Origin of the sequence: Streptomyces flavotricini (genome assembly GCF_020639365.1) — a bacterium.
GTDB lineage: Bacteria > Actinomycetota > Actinomycetes > Streptomycetales > Streptomycetaceae > Streptomyces > Streptomyces flavotricini.
Genome location: NZ_JAINUL010000001.1, coordinates 1,353,344 through 1,368,903 on the forward strand (window position 1 = coordinate 1,353,344; position 15,560 = coordinate 1,368,903).

The 15,560-nt window shown below is 71.0% G+C and carries 14 protein-coding genes and 3 pseudogenes; 7 read left to right on the forward strand and 10 right to left on the reverse strand.

Going from position 1 to position 15,560, the window contains the following annotated elements; translation table 11 throughout:
- Positions 1-545, reverse strand: a 545-nt coding sequence (locus tag K7B10_RS06485) for a SidA/IucD/PvdA family monooxygenase (protein ID WP_267501344.1), incomplete at its 3' end; no start/stop codon positions are given.
- Between the two features lie 458 nt (positions 546-1,003).
- On the opposite strand from K7B10_RS06485, the gene K7B10_RS06490 reads away from it, so the two are divergent.
- Complete coding sequence (locus K7B10_RS06490; protein ID WP_229334988.1) at positions 1,004-1,462, forward strand: MarR family winged helix-turn-helix transcriptional regulator; 459 nt, start codon at positions 1,004-1,006, stop codon at positions 1,460-1,462.
- A 26-nt stretch (positions 1,463-1,488) separates the two neighbouring features.
- The gene (locus K7B10_RS06495; RefSeq protein WP_229334989.1) at positions 1,489-2,880 is read left to right on the forward strand and encodes an MFS transporter; all 1,392 of its coding nucleotides are present in this window, start codon (positions 1,489-1,491) and stop codon (positions 2,878-2,880) included.
- Between the two features lie 79 nt (positions 2,881-2,959).
- Here the strand turns inward: K7B10_RS06495 and K7B10_RS06500 are convergent, their stop codons facing one another.
- Positions 2,960-4,357 (reverse strand): MFS transporter, encoded by a 1,398-nt coding sequence (locus K7B10_RS06500; protein ID WP_229334990.1) that lies wholly within the window; start codon positions 4,355-4,357, stop codon positions 2,960-2,962.
- Between the two features lie 170 nt (positions 4,358-4,527).
- Between K7B10_RS06500 and K7B10_RS06505 the strand changes: the two genes are divergently transcribed.
- Both K7B10_RS06505 and K7B10_RS06510 read left to right on the forward strand, forming a co-directional pair.
- The gene (locus K7B10_RS06505) at positions 4,528-4,929 is read left to right on the forward strand and encodes a DnaJ family domain-containing protein (RefSeq protein WP_229334991.1); all 402 of its coding nucleotides are present in this window, start codon (positions 4,528-4,530) and stop codon (positions 4,927-4,929) included.
- A 61-nt stretch (positions 4,930-4,990) separates the two neighbouring features.
- Positions 4,991-7,702: a SpoIIE family protein phosphatase gene (locus K7B10_RS06510; protein ID WP_229334992.1), complete on the forward strand. Its 2,712-nt coding sequence runs from the start codon at positions 4,991-4,993 to the stop codon at positions 7,700-7,702.
- A 37-nt stretch (positions 7,703-7,739) separates the two neighbouring features.
- Here K7B10_RS06510 and K7B10_RS06515 read toward each other — a convergent pair.
- From K7B10_RS06515 to K7B10_RS06525, 3 genes and pseudogenes are all read right to left on the reverse strand, one after another.
- Positions 7,740-7,847 (reverse strand): annotated as a pseudogene (locus tag K7B10_RS06515) (M24 family metallopeptidase); the annotation flags it as partial.
- 248 nt (positions 7,848-8,095) lie between these two features.
- A complete protein-coding gene (locus K7B10_RS06520) occupies positions 8,096-8,833 on the reverse strand; it encodes a carbonic anhydrase (protein ID WP_229334993.1) in 738 nt (245 codons plus the stop codon).
- A 124-nt stretch (positions 8,834-8,957) separates the two neighbouring features.
- Positions 8,958-10,160, reverse strand: coding sequence for a Gfo/Idh/MocA family protein (locus tag K7B10_RS06525; RefSeq protein ID WP_229334994.1), 1,203 nt, complete (start codon positions 10,158-10,160; stop codon positions 8,958-8,960).
- A 122-nt stretch (positions 10,161-10,282) separates the two neighbouring features.
- Here K7B10_RS06525 and K7B10_RS06530 point away from each other — a divergent pair, with 122 nt between their 5' ends.
- Positions 10,283-10,633, forward strand: coding sequence for a hypothetical protein (locus K7B10_RS06530; RefSeq protein ID WP_229334995.1), 351 nt, complete (start codon positions 10,283-10,285; stop codon positions 10,631-10,633).
- Between the two features lie 84 nt (positions 10,634-10,717).
- On the opposite strand, the pseudogene K7B10_RS06535 reads toward K7B10_RS06530, so the two are convergent.
- From K7B10_RS06535 to K7B10_RS06545, 3 genes and pseudogenes are all read right to left on the reverse strand, one after another.
- A pseudogene (locus K7B10_RS06535) lies at positions 10,718-10,857 on the reverse strand (IS5/IS1182 family transposase); the annotation flags it as partial.
- A 160-nt stretch (positions 10,858-11,017) separates the two neighbouring features.
- Positions 11,018-11,902, reverse strand: a complete 885-nt coding sequence (locus tag K7B10_RS06540) for a hypothetical protein (protein WP_229334996.1) — start codon at positions 11,900-11,902, stop codon at positions 11,018-11,020.
- Positions 11,903-12,049: 147 nt separating this feature from the next.
- Positions 12,050-12,793 carry a 2OG-Fe(II) oxygenase gene (locus tag K7B10_RS06545; protein WP_229344802.1) on the reverse strand — a complete coding sequence of 248 codons (744 nt, stop codon included), beginning with the start codon at positions 12,791-12,793 and terminating at the stop codon, positions 12,050-12,052.
- 469 nt (positions 12,794-13,262) lie between these two features.
- Between K7B10_RS06545 and K7B10_RS06550 the strand changes: the two genes are divergently transcribed.
- Positions 13,263-13,739 (forward strand): hypothetical protein, encoded by a 477-nt coding sequence (locus K7B10_RS06550; protein ID WP_229345775.1) that lies wholly within the window; start codon positions 13,263-13,265, stop codon positions 13,737-13,739.
- 7 nt (positions 13,740-13,746) lie between these two features.
- On the opposite strand, the pseudogene K7B10_RS06555 reads toward K7B10_RS06550, so the two are convergent.
- Positions 13,747-14,334 (reverse strand): annotated as a pseudogene (locus K7B10_RS06555) (transposase).
- 173 nt (positions 14,335-14,507) lie between these two features.
- Here K7B10_RS06555 and K7B10_RS06560 point away from each other — a divergent pair.
- Entirely contained in the window at positions 14,508-14,774 is a 267-nt protein-coding gene (locus K7B10_RS06560) for a hypothetical protein (protein WP_229334997.1), read from the forward strand.
- 63 nt (positions 14,775-14,837) lie between these two features.
- Here K7B10_RS06560 and K7B10_RS06565 read toward each other — a convergent pair whose 3' ends face one another.
- A complete protein-coding gene (locus K7B10_RS06565) occupies positions 14,838-15,476 on the reverse strand; it encodes an isochorismatase family protein (RefSeq protein ID WP_229334998.1) in 639 nt (212 codons plus the stop codon).
- Between the last annotated feature and the right edge of the window lie 84 nt (positions 15,477-15,560).

A 15,560-nucleotide genomic window follows, 5' to 3' on the forward strand; every position in this document is an offset into this window, starting at 1 on the left:
CGCACCGGCTCGTCGCGCGCGATCCCCGCGATCCGGGTCCGGTACTGGGCGCTGTGGATCAGCCGGTCGGCCGGCAGGCCGGCGAAGACCTCCGGTACGCGCGGGTCGCGGCCACCGCCGACGACGAGGTCCCGGCAGCGGATCTCGTCCCCGTCCGTCAGCAGCACGCTCCACCCGGACACCGAGCCGTCCGCCCCGCACACCGGGTCCACCTGCGCCGCCCGCGCGCCGTAGCGGATCTCCACCCGCTCCAAGGACTTCGCGACCCACTGGAGGTAGTCCGAGAACTCCCAGCGGAACGGGTGGAAGGTGCCCAGGTTGATGAACTCGTCCAACCGGCCCTGTTCGTGGAGGAAGTTGAGGAAGGTGAACCTGCTCGACGGATTCCGCAACGTCACCAGGTCCTTCAGGAAGGACACCTGGCTCCGCGCCCACGGCATCAGCAGATCGCGCTGCCACTTGACGTCCGGACTCTGCTCCAACAGGAGCGTTCCGTCCGCCAGTTCGGCCGAACCCGACTCCTCGATGGCCACTGCGAGCGCCAAATTCGCCGGACCGGCACCTATCGCCAGAACACCGACCTCCCGAACAGCCACACTTCCCCCTCGAACGCAGTGATCCCAGTCGCGGACAGGCAGTAGCGAGGCTAGATTTCCGCCGTTCCCGAGAGATAGGGGAACTTGTCCCGTCGAGTGGGGAATCTGGGCGGGGAAGGGTCGAGCGGGGAAAGCGGGTCTTCGAACTCAACCGTGCCCGGTGGGCACGGTCCGCTGTCAGGGTCTTGACGGGTGCTCCGTCGATCCCACCGCGGTCACGGTTGACGCCGCGGCTGCGCACCTCGGCCGGGGACGCGGTCGCCGACCGCGGACGGACGGTGGTGCAGGCCGCGCGCGACTGCGAGGTGTCGTGGCCGGTGGCATGTCGGGCTGGTTGACCCGGGGTCCAGGTGGTCGCGATCACGGAGATACATAAAGGATTCATATAAAGCTGTTATGCTTCAGGCATGAGTCGCCGAGACGCCGCGCACGGCGCTTCCGATGCCATCGGGTCAGCCCTCTACGGTCTGGCCACCAGGGCCGTGAGACGCCTTCCCCGCGACATGAGCCTGACGTCCGCCGCCACCTTGGCCACCCTGGACAAGACCGGCCCGCGGCGGATCACCGATCTGGCGGTGGCCGAGGGCGTCACCCAGCCCGCGATGACCGTCCTGGTCCGGGTGATGGAGGAATCCGGGCTGGTCGAGCGGAAGGGCGATCCGTCCGACAAGCGGGTCACGCTGGTGTGCCTGACCGAGGCCGGCGCGTCGTACGTCCGGACGCGACGCCAGGCGGGCGTCGACGCGTACGCGCGGTTGATCGACGAACTCACCGGTGACGAGGTCGAGGCCTTGACAGCAGCCCTTCCGGCGCTGCTGCATCTGGCGGAGCTCGAAAGCCACGCCCGAGAGGAGTCGGACCGGTGACCGCGGCCCAGGCTCATGACCAGCCCATGAGTGCTGCCCCGATACGTTCCGAGGCACGGCTGCTGGTTCCCGCCCTGATGTTCATCGCCCTGGTCGTGGCGGCGGTCGCCAGCCTCGGGACGCCGCTCATCACCAGCGTGGCGACCACGTTCCACGTCTCCCTCGACAGCGCGCAGTGGACGCTGACCATCGCCCTGCTCAGCGGCGCCGTCGCCACACCCGTCCTCGGCCGGCTCGGAGCCGGTCCGCACCGGCGGGCCACGGTCCTCGCCACGCTGGCGATCGTCGTCGCCGGCAGCGCGCTCACCGTGCTTCCGGTGCCGTTCGCCTGGCTGCTCGTGGGCAGAGCGGCCCAAGGCGTCGGACTCGGTCTCACGGCGCTGATGATGGGCGTGGCCCGCGACCATCTTCCCGAGGAGCGCAGCGCGGCCACGATCGCCCTGGTCTCAGTGGTCTCCATCATCGGAGCCGGCGTCGGCTACCCGTTGGCCGCGCTGCTCGCCGAGTTCGGCGGACTGCGGGCCGCCTACGGCCTCGGCCTGCTCGTCACCGCCATCGCCTTCGTGACCGCGTGGCGCTCCATGCCCGCAGCTCCCGAAGGCCGCTCCGCTCACGTGAACGTGGCCGGTGCGCTCGTCCTGGCGGGTGGACTGCTCCTCGTCCTGTTCCTGGCCGGCGAGAGGAGCCTGTGGAGCCGACACCTCGCCGTGGCGGTGACCCTTGCCGTCGCCGCCGTACTCCTGCTCTGCGTCTGGACCGTTTCCGAACTGCGGACCAAGACGCCCCTGGTCGACGTCCGGGCGGTACGGCACCCGGCGGTCGCCGGGGCGAACATCGCCATGTTCGTCGGCGGGAGCGGCATGTACCTCCTGCTCACGCTGATCACCCGCTACGCGCAGACGCCGCACAGCGCCGGCTACGGCTTCGGACTGACCACCTTCGCGGCGGGGCTGGTCCTCATCCCGTTCTCCGTGCTGGGGTTCGTCGCCGGCAAGCTCACGCCGCGGGTCCGCGAACGGATCGACGGCCCCCTGCTCCTGGCCGGCAGCGCCGCCATCGTCGGCGGCGGGTTCGTCCTGTTCGCCGCCGCCCGGTCCAACCTGGCCGAACTGCTCGTGGCCATGGGGGTACTGGGCTTCGGCGTCGGCAGCTTCTCGGCCGCCATGCCCGGCGTCATCCTGGCCGTCACCCCCACGAGCGAGACGTCGAGCGCCATGAGCTTCAACTACGTCGTCCGCAGCGTCGGGTACTCCCTGGGCAGCGCCATCGGCGGCCTGGTCCTGGCCGCCGGTACCCCCACGGGCCGCCTCTTCCCGAACGACGACGCCTACACGACCGCGGCGCTGGTCGGCGTCGCCGCGATGGCGGTCACGGCGACGGCCGGCCTCGCCCTCGCCCGCCGACGCTCATGCTTCTGAGCATCAGTTCCGAACACGAGAGGTGCCGTGGCCGGCACGCATACGATCCGGCGTGACGACCGATGAGGGAAGCGGGGGGTCAGGACACCGGCGCGGGATCGCTTCCCTTCGCGGCGGTGCGGGACGCTGCCGGCGCCGCGCCCGACACCGCCGCGGCCTCCACTGCCTCCGCGGCCTCCATGGCCTCCAACCGCCTCAGTCCGGTCCGCCGCTGGACCACGGCGACCCCCGCGACGGCCGCCCCCAGCGCCAGCCAGCCCGCCGGCCCGGCCGCCATCACCACACCCGTCAGCAGCATCGGCCCGGCCGACTTCTGGATGGACTGGGACATGCCCGCCACCCCCAGGTACGAGGCCCTCGCGTCCCGGGGCGCGAGGGAGACGGCCAGCTCCCAGGAGCTCACCGAGCGCAGCAGCTCTGCGGCCGTGACCAGCACGGCGGCGGCCAGCAGCGCGATCGATGCGGCCCAGGCCCCGTCTTCGGGGGTGAGGGCCAGCAGCACGCAGCAGCCGAGCAGGGTCAGCCCGTACAGCCGGGCCGCTCCGGCGGCCTCGCGCGGCCGCCGGACCCGCGCGGACACGGTCATCTGCAGGACCACGACGAGCACGGTGTTGATGATGAGGAAGGCCGGGACCAGGGCGTGCGGGGCGTCGGTGTGCTCGATCAGCCACAGCGGCAGCGCGACCCCCAGGATCGAGTCGTCCAGGCACAGCGGGATGTCCAGGAGGACGAACCGGAGGTAGCCGCGGTCCCGCCAGGGGTTCGCGTCCGGCCGCCCCTCGCCGGGCGCGTCAGCGGCCTCGGCGGCCGCCTCGACGCGCCCGTGCCGCTGCTCCCGGGTCCGCCACACCAGTGCCGCGGCCAGCACGAACGACAGCGCGTTGCCCAGGATCAGGACCTGGTACGCCTCGCGGGTGCCCACGGCGAGGCCGATGGCGGCGAGGCCCGCGCCGAGGGCGTACCCGGCGTTCGCGACGCTGCGCGACAGCGCCTGGTACGTGCCGCGCCGCTCGCCCGCCGCCCGGGTGGCGAAGAGCATCTCCAGCATCTTGGCCGCCCGGTCGCCGAGCGAGGTGACCGCGACCACGAGCAGCAGGACCTCGAAGCGGGTGAAGACGAGCAGCGCACAGATCGTGGCGAGGCGCAGCAGGTGGCAGCCGATCAGCAGCGTACGGGCGGGGAAGCGGGCGGCCAGGTGGCCCGCCAGCGGCGAGCCGGCGATGCCCGCGACTCCGGCGGCGCCCAGCAGCAGGCCCACCTGCCGCCCGTCCAGCCCGGCCACGAAGGTGAAGAACAGGACGCAGGACGCGCCCCACACGCCCGTCCCGGTGCGGTCGAGCAGCTGGGCGAAGAGCATGATCTTGGCGTCCCGGCCGCCGGGCGGACGGCGCAACTGTGCCAGCAGCCCGGTCCCACCCTCGCGGAGCCCCCGTTCCCCGCGGTCCTTCCGCTTCCCCACCCCGCGCCGCCAGCTCATTCGGACCCTCCGCTTCCCCCGTCGAAAGTATCTCGATATCGAGATACCTTGCGGTAGCCTGCCGGAAATCAATCTTGACGTCAAGATAAATCCGGGGGCATCCGCGGCATCCGCCTCCGGAGGCCCGCCACCGCGGCGATAGGCTGGGCGCACGGACGAGGGGAGCAGTCGTGACCGACCGCAAGCCACCGGGCGTCAGCTTCGAGTCATGGGTGGACCGGCAGATCAGGGAGGCCGCCGAGCGCGGCGAGTTCGAGCGCCTCCCGGGCTACGGCAAACCCCTGGCCTCGATCGACGCCCCGTACGACGAGCTGTGGTGGATCAGGGGGAAGATGCACCGCGAGGGGTTCGCCGCCCTGCCGCCCGCGCTCGCCCTGCGCAAGGAGGCCGAGGACGCCCTGGAGGCGGTCCGCGCCGCCCGGTCGGAGCGCGAGGCCCGCGCCGTACTCACCGAGATCAACGAGAAGATCCGCGCCGCGCTGCGCCGGCCACCGCCGGGCCCGCCCCTGCGTCTCTCCGCATTCGACGTCGATGCCGTCCTCGCCACCTGGCGCGAGGGCCGGACCGGCTGACGGCGCGCCCGGGCGCGGTCGTGGCGGCTCTCCCGGCCGCGGGCCACCGACAGTGCTACAAATGGTTCGTGACCCATCCTTGCAACCCGTGCCGGGGACGTCGGTGCGGTCACTGAGCCAAAAGCGCCCGCGCAGCGTCGCCCGACAGGTATTCGTCCTTCAGGTGGCGATCGTGGTGCTGCTCGCCGCCGGAGCGGTGCTGGCCCTCGTACTCCAGTCCCGGCACGACGTGGACCGGGAGGCCCGGACCCGCTCGGTGGCGGTCGCGCAGACCTTCGCCCATTCGCTCGGGCTGCGCCAGGCCCTCCTGACCCCCGACCCCTCCGCGATCCTCCAACCGCTCACCGAGGTGACGCGCAAGGACGCCGGGGTGGACTTCATCGTCGTGATGAACGACCAGGGGGTCCGCTACACCCATCCGCTCCCCGACCGCATCGGCAAACAGTTCGTGGGCACCATCGCGCCCTCACTGGCCGGCCAGGTGTACACCGAGAGCGTGAAGGGACCCCTGGGCCAGGAGATCCAGGCCGTGGTCCCCGTATTCGCCGACCCCTACAAGGACGGCGGCAAGGTCGTCGCACTGGTCTCGGCCGGCCTCACGGTGAAGAACGTCACCGGCGTGTTCCAGCGGCAGCTGCCCCTCATCCTCGGCACCAGCGCGGTCGGGATCGCCCTCGCCACCGCCGGCGCGGCGCTGATCAGCCGGCGCCTGCGCCGCCAGACCCGCGGGCTCGGCCCCCTCGAGATGACCCGCATGTACGAGCACCACGACGCGGTGCTGCACTCCGTGCGCGAGGGGGTGCTGATCACCGACGGCGGCGGCCGGCTCCTCCTCGCCAACGACGAGGCGAAACGTCTGCTCAGGCTCCCGCCCGACGCGGAGGGGCAGCACATCCGGGAGCTGTCGGGGCTCGACCCGCAGATGGCCGACCTCCTGCTATCCGGCCGCGAGACCACGGACGAGGTGCACGAGGCCGGGGACCGGCTGCTCGTCGTCAACCAGCGTGCGACCCGCCCCCGCGGCAGGCCCGAGGGCACGGCCGTCACCATCCGGGACTCGACCGAGATGCAGGTACTCAGCACCCGCGCCGAGGCCGCCCGCAAACGGCTCCGGCTGCTGTACGACGCGGGCGTCGGCGTCGGCACCACCCTGGACGTGCAGCAGACGGCCCAGGAGCTCGCCGACGTGGCCGTCCCCCGCTTCGCGGACTTCGTCACCGTCGACCTGGCGGAACCGGTTCTCCGCGGCGACGAACCCACCGCCGTCAAGTCCGACCTGCGGCGCACCGGTATCAGCGGGATCCGGGACGACGTCCCGCTCTACCCGCGCGGCCGGCTGATCGACTTCCTGCCCTCCACCCCGCAGGCCCGCGGGCTCAGCACCGGCCGCGCCGAGCTCGTGACCGACCTGACCGACGCCCCGGGCTGGCACGCCCAGGACCCGCCGCGGGCCAAGGCCATCGTCGACTACGGCGTCCACTCCCTGATCACGGCCCCGCTCAAGGCCCGCGGCGTCGCGCTCGGCGTGGTCAACTTCTGGCGCTCGGAAAAGGAGCCCTTCGACGAGGAGGACCTGACGGTGGCGGAGGAGCTGGTCGCCCGCGCCGGGGTCAGCATCGACAACGCGCGCCGGTACACGCGCGAGCACGCCCTGGCCGTGGCCCTCCAGCGCAGCCTGCTGCCGCGCGATCTGCCCGAGCTGAGCGCGGTGGAGGTGGCGCACTTCTACCTGCCCGCGCAGTCGGGGGTGGGCGGCGACTGGTTCGACGTGATCCCGCTGCCGGGCGCCCGGGTCGCCCTCGTCGTCGGCGACGTCGTCGGGCACGGTCTGCACGCCGCCGCGTCCATGGGGCGGCTGCGGACGGCCGTACTGAACTTCTCCTCGCTGGACCTGCCGCCCGACGAGCTCCTCGCCCGCCTCGACGACCTCGTCCAGTACATCGACCAGGGCATGGCGGGCGGCGACGGCGCCGAGGGCGGCCTGATCGGCGCCACCTGCCTGTACGCCGTGTACGACGCGGTCACCCAGCGCTGCACGGTGGCACGGGCCGGCCACATGCCGCCGGCGGTGGTGCGCCCGGACGGCACCGTGGAGATCCCTGAGCTGCCGGCGGGCGCGCCGCTGGGCCTCGGCGGCTTCCCCTTCGAATCGGCGGAGCTGCAGCTGAGCGAGGGCACCCAGCTGGTGCTGTACACCGACGGGCTGATCGAGGACCGGGCCCGCGACATCGACGAGGGGCTCGTCCTGCTCCGCTCGGCCCTGGCGCACGCGGACCGCAGCCCCGAGGAGACCTGCCGGGAGGTCCTGGCGGAGCTGCTTCCGGTGCGCCCCCGCGACGACGTGGCCCTGCTGGTCGCGCGGACGTCGGCGCTGCCGGCGGACCGGATCGCCGAGTGGGAGGTCCCGTTCGAGCCGAGCGCGGTCGGGGCCATGCGGGCCGTCGCCATGGCGAAGCTGGAGGAGTGGGGGCTTGCGGAGCTCACCTTCGGGACGGAGCTGGTGCTGAGCGAGCTGATCACGAACGCGATCCGGCACGGCGCCGCGCCGGTCCGCGTACGGCTCCTGTACGACCGGGTGCTGACCTGCGAGGTCTTCGACGGCAGCAGCAGCTCCCCGCGACTGCACTACGCCAAGACGGAGGACGAGGGAGGCCGCGGCCTCTTCCTGGTGGCCCAGCTCAGCCGCCGCTGGGGAGCGCGCTACACGCCGGATGGCAAGGTCATCTGGTCGGAGCAGCCGCTGCCGGATCCTGAGGAGACCGGCCCGGCGTGACGTGGGCCCGGCCCTCCGGTCCGGCGCCGCCCCGGGCCAGGTCCAGGAGCTGCTCGTGGAAACCGCCGAAGCCGCGCGGTTCGTCGACCAGGTGGATCTCCAGGATCCAGTGACGGCTCCACCCGGCCCGGTCGGTGCGGCGCAGCATCTCGGGACGACCGCCGGGCCGCGGGCCACCCGGCGCGTCTCGCGCGGCCCGCCTCGGCGTCGCTCCACTGGTGGACGCTGAACAAGGTCATCGCCCGATACCTCGCCTCGTGAGCAGGAGTCGGAGCGTTACCGCCCGGGCGGCGGCCCCCCATAGCGCATCTGCAAGGTCACTCACGCAAATTTGATTCGCAGGTGCCTGGCAGAACAAACAAGAGCTCCGCACATGTGGACCTGGAGATCCGTTCAGCGGATCCGGTGCACCCGCTGGCTGGTGAGTTCGTACCGTGCTCCGACGACGGCCAGCTTCCCGGCCGCGATCCGGGCGGCGAGATCGGGCTCCGACGCGAGGCGGGAGCGGACGAGGCGGACGTTCTGGGTGACCGCCGCGTCGACGCGCGCCTCCCTGCTCAGTGAGCGGTCGACGGCCGGCCGGATCTGCTCCGCCAGGTAGCGCAGGTGCCCGGGCAGCTGCTCCAGCCCCTCGGCGGCGCGGACGGCCGCGGTCACGGCCCCGCAGGACTGGTGCCCGAGGACCACCACCAGCGGGATGGCCAGCTCCACGACCCCGAACGCGATGCTGCCGAGCACGGCGTCGTCCAGCACCTCACCGGCCGACCGTACGGTCATCAGATCGCCGAGCCCCTGGTCGAAGACCAGCTCGGGCGGGACGCGGGAGTCGACGCAGCCCAGGATGACGGCGAACGGGTGCTGTCCCCCGACCAGTGCCTGCCGTACGGTCCGCGTGGCGTCGGGATGCCGCTCGTGGTAGGTCCGCCAGCGGACGTTGCCGGCCGACAGCGCGCGCAGCGCCGCCTCGGGCGTACCGGGCCGCGGACCGTGCAGGCCGGTGCGGGAGCCGCCGCCGGTGGGGCCGCCGGCGGCCGCCAGCGCGGCGCCCAGCCCCACGGTGAGGGCGCCCCGTACCAGGCGACGCCGCCCGGGAGTCCCGTCGGCCCGGTGCTGCTCGGCAAGGACGCTCATGCGGGCCCAAGCTAGGCCCCGCGGGACCGGGGAGGCGGAGGCGGGCCCGCGCTTGGGGAACTCTTGGGCAAATGCCGGGACCGGCGTGGCGGTCGGGCACGGGATCGGACGGTTCGGTTCCGGTTCAGCGGCCGGTGCCGGACGTGTCCTGGCCCTGGTCGAAGTAGGCCGCCAGGGCAGGATCGAGCGGCGGCACCCTTCGGGGCGTTCCGCCGTCGCGCAGGGACTCCGTCGCCATGCAGCCCACCGCGACCGCCATCCGGGCGGCGACCGGCGAGGTGTCCGTCGCGCCCCCGTGGCGTACGAAGCGCAGGAATTCGTCGATCAGCAGCGGGTCGGCGCCGCCGTGCCCGCCCGCGCCCTCCCCGTCGGGGACGGTGTACGAGGCGTCCGGCACGGCCCGGTATCCGGAGCGCCTCGCGTTCCAGACCCGGACCTCGGCGCCCGGGCCGTCTCCGAAGTTCTCCAGGCGGCCGGCGTCGCCGATGACGGTGTAGTTGCGCCAGTAGTCGGGGGTGAAGTGGCACTGCTGATAGGCGGCCAGCACTCCGCCCGCGAGGCGGAGGTTGAGCAGCGAGACGTCCTCGACGTCGATGACCGGGTTCAGGCCGCGCTGTGTGTGCGGCGGCCAGTGGCCGTCCTGCGTGTACCAGTCGTCGCCCTTGGGCTCGCCGGGGGCGCGCCGGTGCGGATTGTCCCCGTAGACCATGAGGTCGCCCATCGCCTGGACTTCGTCGGTGTAGGAGCCGGCCAGCCAGTGCAGCACGTCGATGTCGTGCGCGGCCTTCTGGAGCAGCAGGCCGGTGGTGTGGCGGCGCTCGGCGTGCCAGTCCTTGAAGTACCAGTCGCCGCCGTAGCCGACGAAGTGCCGTACCCAGACCGTCCGGACCCGGCCGACCGCACCGGCCGCGATCAGCTCGCGCATCATCCGTACGACGGGCATGTGCCGCATGTTGTGCCCGACGTACAGACGGGTGCCGCTCGCGTGGGCGGTGCGCAGGATGTCGTCGCAGCGGTCGACGGTGATGGCGAGGGGCTTCTCGACGAAGACGGGCTTGTGGGCCAGGAGCGTACGGCAGGCCAGGTCGGCGTGGGTGTGGTCGGGGGTCAGGACGAGGACGGCGTCGACGTCCGGGTCCTCGATCACGGCTGCCGGATCGGGGGTGACGTACGCGCCGGGAAAGACCGCGGCGGCGTCCGCCCGGGCCCGCGGGTCGGGATCCGCGACGGCGGTGACGCCCGCGCCGCGGCCGGGCCGGTGTGCCGTACGCGCGATGCTGCCGCGCAGCCCGTATCCGAGGACGCCGATGCGAAGGTCGGTGGTCATGGCCGGGTCCTTTCCCGGCGGCGCCGCGTTCATCCGCCCGGCCGAGCACCGGATGCCGCCCGCGCCGGGCCGGGGCAGGCTGTGGGCAAGGCAGTCACCACCGCACAGACGAGGACCGCGCCATGTCCCACAGCCGGCGTATCGGCGTCATCACCGCGGCCGCAGCACTGCTGCTGACCGCCACCGCCTGCTCGGGCCTGGGCCGGAGCACCGTCGGCATGCTGACGTTCCGCGGCCACGACTCGCCGGTGGAGCTGAGCTACTCGAACACCTCGGTGAACGGATGCCAGAAGATCGCCCTCCCGAAGGGCGCCACCCACGTGGAGAACAACACCCTCGTCGACGTCGTGCTGTACCGGACGGCGGACTGCAGCACGCCCTTGGGGAACGACGGCATCTACGTCGCCACCACGCTCTCGAACGTCACGGCCCCGGTCAGCCTCCCCTGGCGCAGCTTCAGCGTCATCCACTGACACCGGAGGCCGGGCGCCCGCCGACAGGAACGCCGCGGCCACGGCGGTCGTGGCCACGAGGGCGGTTCTGGTCGTGGGGACGGTGCGCCGATGACGCATGTCGAGCACGCGGTAGCCGGCGAGCCAGACCATGGTCGTTCTATGGTCCAGCGGTGGCGTCCGAGCCGCTTCGAGGACTCGATTCCCCTGCGGGCGATGCGGTGGCGGATGCGGCGCTGGCGCAACCTCGCGGGCGCACCTTGTGGTGCTGCCGTACATCCTCGCCCGGGCCGCGACCGGCAGTCAGGCCGGAGGCGGACCGGGCCGCGGCCGGTACTCGGCACCTCGGTGCAGGATGACTTCCGATGGCTCGCCACGGTGGTCATGGACGGAGCGCGGGCCCGGTCAGAACACGTCGGTGGTCCACAGGACGTGCATATCCCATGCGATGTCCAGGGATTCCTTCGCTCCCTGATACCACGCACGTTGCGCGGTGTCGTCCGGCACCGTGCGAAGGGCCGCGAGCACATCGGCCGGCATCCATGCTCCACCCCAGTGGCCCAGCCAGGTCCCCGGCGTCTCGGCGGGTTCCGGGGTTCGCGGTATGGAGTAGCCCTCGCTCCGGAGAATCTCCAGAGCGGTATCCCGTTGATTCCTCATCAGATGCTTCGGGGAGAAGATCCCGTAGGCGTCCAGACTGATTCTGTTCCCGTTCAGGTAGGCCTCCCATGCCGCCTCCGCCGTGGGCTGATCCCGCCAATCGACCACGGGGATCTCCACGGAGGGCCGCGCCGCCCACGGGCCGCCGGTACTCGCGCGCACCTCCTGCGGTGCGGATCCCACCACGACGAATGCGAGCTCGTGGCGCGGGACAGGGAGCTCGATGCTCTGTCCCGTCCCGCTGTCCCAGCTGGTCGTCATTCCCGCCGCGATCCGGACGATGTACTCGCCATCGTCAAGCCCCACATGCGCGTCGAACACAGCGCCCTCGGGTATCTCGGCCGGCACGCCGTCACAGTTGAAGAACCTCCGGATCGGAGGGCCCCCCGTCGCGGAAACGATCTCGAAGTCGTAGTTGTCCGGGCTGCCCAGGTCGCGGCCGAGTGCGTAGGACGAAACCCGACGGGCAATACCGTCCTTCACCACGTACGTCTTCCGGACCAGACCGCAGGTGATGAACTTGCGACCCTCAGACGTAGGAACTCTCACCTCCAAGCGCGTCTGCATCAGGTGCAGGCCGTCCTGAGACACCGTCTCCCCCCAGTCGGTGCGGATCTCCCCGTTGGTCATGCTGCTCTCCCTGCCGTTCGGTGCGAGTGGATTCGATGCCCGGACGCGGGCAGGGCCCGATGCCGCCCGGTCCGGAGCTGGGCGATCACGGCGTGCCGGACGTCGGTCTCCGGGGTGAGGACAACGCGACGGTGGCCTTGCCGCTACTCAAGGCACATCTACGGGCTCGTAGAGCACGTCGGTTCTGAGTATTGTTTTCGTACCCTCAAGAAGCGGGGCCGAGTCGTGAAGTGTCCGATGCCAGAAGAGGAGCGCATCGCCCGGTTCGGGGTGGTGGGCACTCAATATTTCCTCAGGCTTCGCGAGCCGCGGCCAGTCAGAGAAGTCACGTTGCGCAAAGGGGAGATCGTTCTGCTTATCGGCGATGAACCGCGTTTCTCCGCCCACGGCCTCATACGACAGGTAGACGACGACCGTCAGGAGAGTGCGCCTTCCGTCGGGAGCGAAATAGGGTGAATCGTAGTGCGGGACAATGAATCCGCCGTGTTCGTACGTGATGAAGCGCATACGCGGATTGACGGCCGTCGGCCTCCAGGGCCTTCCGTCCGAATCCGTCGGATCGCCCGATCCCACTTCAAGCGATAGAAGCGTCCGCAGCCTGCGGTAGAATTCAGCCGCCAGGAATGTGGATTCGGCCGTGGCGCGGAAATGAGCGACCGGATCTCCCTCGGCGTAGTTGGCGGCAATGCCGTCTCGGCCCACCGGGGCAAATCGCTGGGCGGCCAGTTCGGTCGCGAATGCCTCCACTTCGGCCGGAGTGAGGAAATGGCGAATCACCTTGGCGTTGGTCTTTGGGATCTCCAACTCGATCGGGGTCCATGAGTCATCGGCAGATATTCGGCTCAGCGTTTCTTCGGAGAGCTCAAAGGGATTTACCGGCATTTCGAACATGATCACTTCTCCGTGCTGAGGCCGTCGTCGATCTCAACGTGGTCGTGGGCCCCACCGCCCGGAACGGCCGCGGGCAGCGCATCGAGGTGGGCGGCGGGACCGCGGGCCACGTACTTGTGCGCTTCGAGTCCGTGGAGGGACTCGAAGCCCCTGGAGTCAATGCCTGCGGGGAGGGGGCCACTGGGCGGTTATCGTCACGATGACGATATTAGGCCGGGGTGAGCCCACAAAGCAAGCGGGACGACCCAACGCGGCGGAAAGGGCCGGGAGACGGGGCGGGGACCGGCTCAGGGGACTACCGAGGCGAGGTAGTCCCACGCGGCGCTGGGCCGCTCCGTACCGGAGCGGCTGACGCCATCGAGGGCGTCGACCTTGCCGGGCACCGACCAGGTGCGAGTTCCCTCAGCGGGCGCCCTTCGCGCGCTGGGGTCGTAATGCCCGCAGGGGCACGGGAGTTGGAGGGGCCGGCATGCTGGACGAGTTGGCATTGGCGGCAGCGGCGGCGGGCGGATCCGCAGTGGAACAGGCGGCGGGGACTGACGTGTGGAACGGTTTTCGGGGCCGGGTCGCCGAGTGGTTCGGGCGTAGGGACGCGGTGCGGGAGAGCCGTGAGCTGGAGCGGCTGGACCGCAGTGCGTCCGAACTGACGACGGCCGGCCAGGACGAGGTGGAGCGGCTCCGGGTGCGGCAGGAGGCCGTCCGGCAGAGCCGGGTCAAAACCCTGCTGGAGGACCTGGACCGGGTAGAGCGCGACCAGTCGGTGGCGGAGCTCAGCGAACTCCTGGCCCAGGCCCGCCCACAGCCCGGCCCCGCGGACGCCGGCCCCGCCGAAGAGTCCGGCAACACGTTCAACGACCCTGCCGCCTTCCAGATCGGCGGCGAGCAGCACGTCCGCTTCACTTCCGGCTCCCAACCCAACCTCCTTAGAAGCCATCTCATCTGGTGAGTCTGCGCTAGCAGATGAGGGCTGCGGCGATGCCTGCGAACGCGAGAAAGTGCTCAGCCTCGCGTTCGTAGCGGCGGTGTAAGCGGCGGCAGCCGCGAGCCAGGACACGGTCCGTTCCACGACCCATCGGTGTCGGCCGAGCCGGTTCGACGGTTCGATTCCTTCGCGGGCTATGCGGTGCTTGATGCCGCACACTCGGCGATCAAGTGGATCTTCGACCCGAACTTGCCCCGGTCGACAGGATTCGGACCCGTCAGGTCCCCCTTTTCAGGGCCCGCATGTTCACCGAGTCGATCGCGCAGCGGGACCAGTCGAGCTCACCGCGAGCGCCGAGCTCGTCGAGGACCAGGCGGTGGAGTCTGGCCCACACCCGGGCCTTGCTCCACTCCGAGAAGCGTCGGTGAGCTGTTGCTCCCGAAGGGCCGAAGGACGTTGCAGGCAGCTGCTGCCAGGTGCAACCCGACGTGGCCACGAACACGATCGCGGCAAGCACCTCCCGATCACCGTGCCTGCGCCGCCCACCTCCCTGAGGCCGTGACGGCGCTTCAGGCACCAGCCGCTCAACAATCCCCACCATGACCGACAACCTACCCATCAAGCCCAAATGAGATGGCCTCATGATCCCGTACCCGAGCCCAACCATCCGAGGGAAAGGCAGTTCATGCAGAAGCGGAACAGGACGGGGTGCACCGCCGGTTTGCGCCTCAGGCCGGCGTGGGCTGCGGTCGTCCTTTCCGCTCTCGCGGCCCCTCCGTTCACAGGGTGCAAGTGGATCTCGAGCGTCCGATCTACTGGCCGGGCTCAGGCCAAACCAAGGTCGACGGCACGCCGATCTCGCCCACCGAACCGCCTTTCACAGCAGACGCGATGAAGCAGTTCAAGCTCGAGCTCGACCCGAACAAGCGGTATGAGACCGACATCGGCTTCGTCACCCCGAAGAGGGCAGAATTCGATGTACTTCTCGTTCCGCAGGGCGAGCAGGTCGGTGTCTGCATGGAATGCGTAGTCTCCGGCGACGTCAGCAAGCGTGACTGAGCAGCGCCGCCAAGGCAGGGCCCCGGACCGTTTCGGTCCGGGGCCCTTCCGCGTTCCGGGGCCTCAGGCCGGGAGGGAGTCGACGGTGGGGGCCACCGGGGCGAAGAGGTCGGCGATCGTCGTGAGGCTCGCCGCCTGGAGGGCGGCGGCGGGGATCAGGGTGCCGTCGGGCGCCGTGAGCGTGCGCGTCGCGGTGGCCTCGGCGACCACCGTCGGGCGGTAGCCCAGGTTGAAGGCGCCCTGGGCGGTGAACGTGACGCACATGTGGGTCATGAAGCCGGCGATCACCAGGTCCGGGCCGGCGCCCAGCTGCTGGAGGGTCTTCTCCAGCTCGGTGGCGTGGAAGGCGTTCGGGACCTGCTTGACCACGACCGGCTCCCCCTCGTGCGGTGCGACCTCGGCGCTGATGGCACCGATCTCGGCCCGGATGTCGTACGGGGTCCCCTCGCCGCCGTCGTTGACGACGTGGACGACCGGCGCGCCGGCGTCCCGGGCCGCGGCCAGCAGCCGGGCGCCCGCCGCCAGGGCCTCCTCGGCACCCTCCAGGGCCATCACGCCGGAGCGGTAGGTGTTCTGGAAGTCGACCATGATCAGGACGGAGTCGGCCAGGCGGGGCAGCGTTCCCGGCAGGCCGATCACGTCGCGCAGGGTGGTGGAGGGGGTGGATGCGGTGGATGCGGTGGATGCGGTGGATGCAGACATGGCGGATCGTCCTTCTGTGGGAAACGGGCACGGCGAAGCCGCGCGCCGGCGCGCTGTCGCGCCGGGCGGTCGGTGAGTCGAGAC